The 7560-nt window shown below is 50.5% G+C and carries 8 protein-coding genes and 2 pseudogenes; 1 reads left to right on the top strand and 9 read right to left on the bottom strand.

Annotation, left to right across the window (positions count from 1 at the left end):
- Window positions 1–288, bottom strand: a pseudogene (locus tag GTPT_RS17725) (transposase); the annotation flags it as partial.
- Window positions 286–515, bottom strand: a pseudogene (locus GTPT_RS17775) (recombinase); the annotation flags it as partial. The pseudogenes GTPT_RS17725 and GTPT_RS17775, both read right to left, overlap by 3 nt.
- Window positions 516–706: 191 nt before the next feature.
- Here GTPT_RS17775 and GTPT_RS06860 point away from each other — a divergent pair.
- Window positions 707–961, top strand: a complete 255-nt coding sequence (locus GTPT_RS06860) for a YfhL family 4Fe-4S dicluster ferredoxin (RefSeq protein ID WP_025903712.1) — start codon at window positions 707–709, stop codon at window positions 959–961.
- A gap of 16 nt (window positions 962–977) precedes the next feature.
- Here GTPT_RS06860 and acpS read toward each other — a convergent pair whose 3' ends face one another.
- The 7 genes from acpS to lepA form a co-directional block, all read right to left on the bottom strand.
- Window positions 978–1358, bottom strand: a complete 381-nt coding sequence (gene acpS / locus GTPT_RS06855; protein ID WP_025903713.1) for a holo-ACP synthase — start codon at window positions 1356–1358, stop codon at window positions 978–980.
- The gene (gene pdxJ, locus GTPT_RS06850; RefSeq protein WP_025903714.1) at window positions 1358–2089 is read right to left on the bottom strand and encodes a pyridoxine 5'-phosphate synthase; all 732 of its coding nucleotides are present in this window, start codon (window positions 2087–2089) and stop codon (window positions 1358–1360) included. Before pdxJ ends, acpS begins: the two co-directional genes overlap by 1 nt.
- Before the next feature lie 42 nt (window positions 2090–2131).
- Complete coding sequence (gene recO, locus GTPT_RS06845; RefSeq protein ID WP_025903715.1) at window positions 2132–2863, bottom strand: DNA repair protein RecO; 732 nt, start codon at window positions 2861–2863, stop codon at window positions 2132–2134.
- Between the two features lie 3 nt (window positions 2864–2866).
- Window positions 2867–3772 (bottom strand): GTPase Era, encoded by a 906-nt coding sequence (gene era / locus GTPT_RS06840; RefSeq protein WP_025903716.1) that lies wholly within the window; start codon window positions 3770–3772, stop codon window positions 2867–2869.
- Window positions 3769–4449 (bottom strand): ribonuclease III, encoded by a 681-nt coding sequence (rnc, locus tag GTPT_RS06835; protein WP_025903717.1) that lies wholly within the window; start codon window positions 4447–4449, stop codon window positions 3769–3771. The genes era and rnc overlap by 4 nt, the downstream gene beginning before the upstream one ends.
- A 132-nt stretch (window positions 4450–4581) precedes the next feature.
- Window positions 4582–5553, bottom strand: coding sequence for a signal peptidase I (gene lepB / locus GTPT_RS06830; protein WP_029991192.1), 972 nt, complete (start codon window positions 5551–5553; stop codon window positions 4582–4584).
- A gap of 9 nt (window positions 5554–5562) precedes the next feature.
- Window positions 5563–7362, bottom strand: coding sequence for a translation elongation factor 4 (lepA, locus tag GTPT_RS06825; protein ID WP_029991191.1), 1800 nt, complete (start codon window positions 7360–7362; stop codon window positions 5563–5565).
- Window positions 7363–7560 lie beyond the last annotated feature (198 nt).

Below are 7560 nucleotides of genomic sequence, written 5' to 3'. Positions count from 1 at the left end.
TTTCAGTCATCAATCGGTATTCTTCCGGCATCAGATTATTCAGGGATTCATGAGGTCGCTCGCGGTTATATTCTGTCAGCCACCGATCTGTTTCTCCCGTACTTCATTCAGTGCTCTGAACAGATAAAAATCCAGTATTTCAGTCCTGTATGTCCGGTTAAATCGTTCAATAAAAGCATTCTGAGTGGGTTTCCCGGGCTGAGTAAACTCCGGATATACACCATGCTCTTCAGCCCATTAAGCCAGTGTCAGTGAGATGAATTCCGGCACATTATCCGCCCTCAGTTTAGGGAACTCTGCATAGAACGTAACCTTACCGGCCTTACTTAAATATATGTGTAAATAGCTCTCTTTTTCATACTTAGATCGTTATCCCTGGTGCTTGATGCTGCCGCAACACAGATTCGCATGTGTAAGCTTGTGTATGGCGGCTAACATCCTTCCCAACGTTCCAGGTCGCTCAACTGACCGTCATCATTGGGCTTTTCGGGGTTCTGTGATACAGTGCGCGCCATCGAAATCCCTCGCCTGTGCCGGAATCGACAGGCTCATACGAGAGGTTCTGCAGGTCTGTAGTGATACTTTTAGGTAACGCCGGTAAGTCTTCGTTGTCTCGGGTATTTCACTGAAAGATCGCCTGCGATCCAGCAAGGCTGGCAACCTGTGTAACTCCCGGATAAACAGACAAAAAAGGTAAGTGACTGAAGTGGCTCTGTTAATTACAACACGTTGTATCAACTGCGATATGTGTGAACCTGAGTGCCCTAATCAGGCCATCTCAATGGGCGAGACGATTTATCAGATAGATGTAGATCGTTGTACAGAATGTGTCGGCCATTATGATGCACCGACCTGTCAGAGCGTCTGCCCGATCACCAATACGATTATTACTGATCCGCAGCAGACAGAAACGAAAGACGCATTATGGGAAAAGTTTGTCACCCTCTGGCATTCTGCCTGAGCAGGGATAACCCGGCTTAACTTTCCAGGATCACCGTTGCGCAGGCATACCGCCGTTCATCCGCCAGGGTGACATGCACATGCTGTACACCCAGCGTTTCGGCCAGAACATTCGCCTGACCGAAAAAACGCAGGCAGGGTTTGCCAAGCGCATCGTTATAAACTTCAAACTGATTAAATGCCAGGCCCCCGCGAATACCGGTCCCGAACGCCTTTGCCACCGCTTCTTTTACCGCAAAACGCTTCGCCAGAAAACGCACAGGCTGGTGGTGTTGCTGATATTGCTGCCATTCAAATCCGGTCAGTACCCGTTTCGCCAGCCGGTCGCCGGAGCGGGTTATCACCTGCTGGATACGCTCTATCTCAACAATGTCTGTCCCTAACCCCAGAATAGCCATTAACGACGCGCTTCCCTCAGCAGAGCTTTCATCTCGCTGACCGCCCCCGCCAGACCACTGAACACTGCCTGCCCGATAATGGCATGCCCGATATTCAGCTCATAGATCTGCGGGATGGCGGCCACCGGTAAGACATTGTGATAGGTCAGCCCGTGCCCGGCATTCACTTTTAATCCACGGGATGCGGCATATTCGGCTGCCTGACGGATACGCTCAAGCTCAGCGTCGCGGACCGGGCCTTCTTCTGCTTCAGCATAGGCACCGGTATGTAATTCAATATAAGGTGCACCGGCGGTGACTGCCGCGTCAATCTGCTGCTGATCCGGGTCGATAAACAATGAGACCTGAATCCCCGCCTGGCTCAGACGGCGCACAGCCTCATTGAGTTTCTCCTGCTGACCGGCAACATCCAGCCCGCCTTCGGTAGTCACTTCCTGACGCTTTTCCGGTACCAGGCAGCAAAAGTGCGGCACGGTATCACAGGCGATATTCAGCATTTCTTCCGTGACGGCCATTTCCAGGTTCATACGTGTCTGAAGGGTCTCGCGTAACATACGCACATCACGATCGGTGATATGGCGGCGATCTTCACGTAAGTGCACCGTGATCCCATCCGCACCGGCTTGTTCTGCGACAAAAGCCGCCTGCACCGGGTCAGGGTAACGGGTGCCTCTGGCATTTCTTAACGTGGCGATATGGTCAATATTGACCCCTAGCAGTAACTCCGTCATACAATCCTCTGTCTTAAAATAACGATACAACGCACGGCCCGGTCACTCCTGCGACGGGGTGGCAGGGCCGGCGGGTAACGTAAATTGCCGGAATAATTCCTGGCTCTTTAATGGTTTCCCCCCAAGATAAGGCTTCAGGGCCATGCGTGTAAAACGTTTTGCGGCTTTCAGGGTGTCACTGTCAGGAAATTCCCGGTCAGACAGTGCCATCAACTGTCGGCCGGTAAAACTGCGCTGATTCAGCACCAGGCTGGCAATAAAGCCCTTCTCTTCACGATAACTGTAAGTCATGGTTTCTGTTACCGGTTCGCCACTGCCCGCACAATGCAGGAAATCCACGCCATAGCCAAGGTGCCCCAGTACCGCCAGTTCAAACCGCCGCAATACAGGCTCCGGCGTGCCGGTGGCTGAGGCCAGCCCCTGGAGGCAATAGAGATAATCGAAGAAGAGTTCGTCGAAGGGAATTTCCTGCCCGAGCACACGGGAGAGCAGTTCATTGACGTATAAGCCGCAATAGAGATAACGGCCACTGAGCGGTAACGCCAGGGTCATCGCTTCAGCAGTATGCAGGGTTTTCATTTCCCCTTTGCCGGACCATCGGGCCAGCAACGGGGTAAAAGGCTGTAAGGTGCCCTTTAAGCGGGAGCGTTTAGAGCGGGCCCCTTTAGCGATAACCCGCACTCGCCCCTCATTTTCACTGAACAGATCCAATAGCAGGCTGGTTTCGCTGTAGGGGCGACTATGCAGCACAAAAGCACGTTGCCAGCCTTCCATCAATTACAGATCGTCAGTATAACCCAGGCTGCGCAACGCACGTTCGTCGTCCGCCCATCCGGATTTCACTTTCACCCAGAGTTCCAGATGTACCTTAGCCTCGAACATCTGTTCCATATCTCTGCGGGCTTCAATACCAATGGTTTTGATACGTGAGCCTTTGTTACCAATTACCATTTTTTTCTGGCCTTCACGTTCCACCAGAATCAGGCCATGGATATCGTAACCGCCACGATCATTGCTGACGAATTGTTCAATCTCGACCGTAACTGAATAAGGCAGTTCGGCACCGAGAAAACGCATCAGCTTTTCGCGGATAATCTCAGAAGCCATAAAGCGCTGAGAACGATCGGTCACATACTCTTCCGGGAAGTGATGATCGGCTTCCGGTAACAGCTTATGCACGATAGCGGCAATGGTATCGACATTTTTTCCTTCTTCTGCCGAAATCGGTACCACATCCATAAAGTCCATCTTCTGACTCAGCATCTGGATATGCGGCAGCAGAATGGATTTATCCTGCAGATTATCAACTTTGTTAATCGCCAGCAGGACCGGGGCTTTACCGGCCTTCAGTTTACCCAGAACCATTTCATCATCATCGGTCCAGCGGGTGCCTTCAACCACAAAAATAACCAGCTCAACATCACCGATGGAACTGCTGGCTGCACGGTTCATCAGACGGTTGATCGCCCGCTTTTCTTCCATGTGCAGCCCCGGCGTATCCACATAGATAGCCTGGTAGTTATCACGGGTATCGATACCCATGATACGGTGCCGGGTGGTTTGTGGTTTGCGCGATGTGATAGAAATCTTCTGCCCCAGTAACTGGTTCAGAAGCGTAGATTTACCGACATTCGGACGGCCGACAATTGCGATAAAACCGCAATGGGGTGCTAATTCGCTCATTCAATTCCTAACTTAATCAGTGCCTGCTCGGCAGCTGCCTGTTCTGCTTTACGGCGGCTGGAACCAACACCAACTACCGCTTCATCCATTCCGCTGACCTGACAGTGAATGGTAAATTCCTGGTCATGGGCTTCACCGCGCACCTGCACTACCAGGTAAGAAGGTAATGGCAGATGGCGGCCTTGCAGAAACTCCTGCAAGCGGGTTTTCGGGTCTTTTTGCTTATCGCCAGGGCTGATAGCCTCCAGACGACTCTGATACCAGTTAAGGATCAGTTTTTCTATTTGCTGAATATCACTGTCGAGGAAAATTCCACCGATCAGTGCTTCAACAGCATCGGCAAGGATAGATTCACGGCGGAATCCGCCGCTTTTCAGCTCTCCCGGTCCTAAACGCAGACACTCACCTAATTCAAATTCGCGGGCCATCTCAGCCAGGGTATTTCCCCGCACCAGGGTGGCACGCATACGGCTCATATCGCCTTCATCAACACGCGGAAAACGCTGATAAAGTGCATTAGCTATCACATAACTCAGAATTGAATCGCCCAGGAATTCAAGCCGTTCATTATGTTTGCTGCTGGCACTTCGGTGGGTTAACGCTTGCTGTAATAATTCTGCTTGAGAAAAAGTATAGCCCAGTTTTCGCTGGAGCTTATTAATCAGGATGGGGTTCATGCGTTTCCAGTCTTATATTACGTCTGTTACTCTGCACAAGGAACAGGGCTGAGACAGCTCTCTCTGTTTCGTGTGCAGTGGCCTTTAAGCCATGTTCAGAAACAAGGCCCGTAAAACGGGCCCGCGTGGAGATTAATGGATACCACCGATACGGCTGAGGCGCACCCCGGTAGGCCATTGACCTTCCTGTTTGTTAAAGCTCATCCAGATAGCGACGGCTTTACCGACCAGGTTCTTCTCAGGGACAAAGCCCCAATAGCGACTATCGGCGCTATTATCACGGTTGTCACCCATCATAAAGTATTCGCCGGCTGGCACAACCCAGGTCGCAGGCTGCTGGCCTGGTTGCTGGTAATACTGACTGACCTGACTTTGAGCTTCATTGATCAGTAGAATATTGTGCGTTACATCGCCCAGTGTTTCTTTACGGGTTCCGAGACGTAACCCGCCCTTCATGCTCTGATCCAGGGGGACCTGATAGAAGCCATTACCGACTTCGTTACCGTCGAATCCGCTAAAAGTCTGGATAAACTTGCTCGGTTCCATATCACTGTACGTCACCGGTACCGCATTCCCGCAATGGCCTTCGCCACATCCCGGGATGATGGTCAGTGTTTTACTGTATGGGTCGAACACAATCTTATCACCCGGCAGACCGATGACCCGTTTGATGTAATCCACGCTCGGGTCTTTCGGATATTTAAATACCGCAATATCACCCCGTTTCGGATGCCCGGTCGGGATTAGCGTCGTCTGCGTAATCGGATCTTTCAGTCCATAAGCAAATTTTTCGACCAGAATAAAATCTCCAATCAGCAACGTCGGCATCATCGAGGCTGAAGGGATCTGGAAGGGTTCAAAAATAAATGAACGGACAATAAATACCACAAACAATACCGGGAATACCGACACTGCTGTTTCAATCCAGCCAGGCTTACGATTGATAGTATTAAGTGCTGAATTATCCAGCCCATTTTCTGTCTGTGCCTGCGCCTGTTGTTGCTTCAGGCGACGAGCAGGTGCCCATTTAAATTTATCAATACACCAGATGATTCCGGTCACCAGTGTAGCCAGTGCCAGAATCAGTGCAAACATATTTGCCATGCCAGGTCCTTATTTATTGTCCTTACCCACATGCAGAATAGCCAGAAACGCTTCCTGAGGTAATTCAACGTTACCTACCTGCTTCATACGTTTTTTACCGTCTTTCTGCTTCTGCAACAGCTTCTTCTTACGACTGACGTCACCGCCATAACATTTGGCGAGTACGTTTTTACGTAACTGTTTCACTGTTGAACGGGCAATAATGTGATTACCAATCGCGGCCTGAATCGCAATATCAAACTGCTGACGTGGGATCAGTTCTTTCATTTTTTCAACAAATTCACGTCCGCGATACTGCGAATTATCCCGGTGGGTAATCAGTGCTAATGCATCGACACGCTCTGAGTTAATCAGAACATCGACACGTACCATGTCAGAGGCCTGGAATCGTTTGAAATTATAGTCCAGAGAAGCATATCCCCGTGATGTTGACTTCAGACGGTCGAAGAAATCGAGCACCACTTCAGCCATCGGGATATCATAGGTTAATGCGACCTGGTTTCCGTGATAAACCATATTGGTTTGGACACCGCGTTTCTCAATACAAAGTGTAATGACATTCCCCAGGAATTCCTGCGGTAATAACATATGACACTCTGCGATGGGTTCGCGTAATTCTTCAATGTTGTTCAGAGGTGGCAATTTGGAAGGGCTATCCACATAAACGATACCACCATCGGTGGTCTGAACCTCATAGACTACCGTAGGTGCGGTAGTGATCAGGTCGAGGTCATATTCGCGTTCCAGACGTTCCTGGATGATTTCCATGTGCAGCAAGCCCAGGAATCCGCAACGGAAACCAAAGCCCAGAGCCGTCGAGCTTTCCGGCTCATAGAATAACGAGGCATCGTTCAGGCTCAGTTTACCCAGAGCATCCCTGAAGGCTTCATAGTCGTCGGAGCTGACCGGGAACAGCCCGGCGTAAACCTGTGGCTTCACTTTCTTAAAGCCTGGTAACGCTTTTTCGGCTGAATTCTTGGCACCTGTCAGGGTATCCCCGACCGGAGCGCCCAGGATGTCTTTGATTGCGCAAACAAGCCAGCCAACTTCACCACATTTCAGTTCGGTACGGTCTACCTGTTTTGGCGTGAAAATACCGAGACGATCGGCGTTATACACCTGACCGGTACTCATCACCTTAATTTTTTCGCCTTTGCGCATGGTGCCGTTTTTGATACGCACCAGGGAAACAACCCCCAGATAGTTATCAAACCAGGAGTCAATGATCAGTGCCTGCAGCGGGCCTTCCGGATCACCTTCCGGTGGCGGGATATCACGGACTAAGCGTTCCAGTACTTCCGGCACACCGACGCCGGTTTTGGCAGAACAGCGAACCGCATCGGTCGCATCAATCCCGACGATATCTTCAATTTCCTGAGAAACTTTATCCGGGTCCGCTGCCGGCAGGTCAATTTTATTCAGTACCGGCACCACTTCCAGGTCCATTTCCATGGCGGTATAGCAGTTAGCCAGCGTCTGAGCTTCCACGCCCTGCCCTGCATCTACCACCAGCAATGCCCCTTCGCAGGCCGCCAGTGAACGGGAAACTTCATAAGAGAAGTCGACATGCCCCGGAGTATCAATGAAATTCAGCTGATAAGTCTGACCATCCTGAGACTTATAATCGAGGGTGACACTCTGCGCTTTAATGGTAATGCCACGTTCACGTTCCAGATCCATTGAATCCAGGACCTGAGCGGCCATTTCGCGATCAGTTAATCCGCCACACGTCTGGATCAGGCGATCGGAAAGCGTGGATTTACCGTGATCGATGTGCGCGATAATGGAAAAGTTTCTTATATGCTTCATTTATATGAATATCTTCGCGTAAAAACGTCTGTTGAATACCAGGGCACAGAGATGATAAGTAACATCACTCGTTACTCGTATTGAGTCAGCCTCATTAATGAGGAGGCATATTACACTGTTAACGCGCGGTACGAAAGCCGCTAGCCCGGGGTAATTGCAATAGGGGAAAGTAAATTGAGGGTACAAAAAGGCCGGACA

Source organism: Tatumella ptyseos ATCC 33301 (genome assembly GCF_000735525.1).
Classification (GTDB): domain Bacteria; phylum Pseudomonadota; class Gammaproteobacteria; order Enterobacterales; family Enterobacteriaceae; genus Tatumella; species Tatumella ptyseos.
The sequence above is the reverse complement of the archived record's forward strand: the minus strand, read 5'-3'. Positions and strand labels throughout refer to the sequence as shown.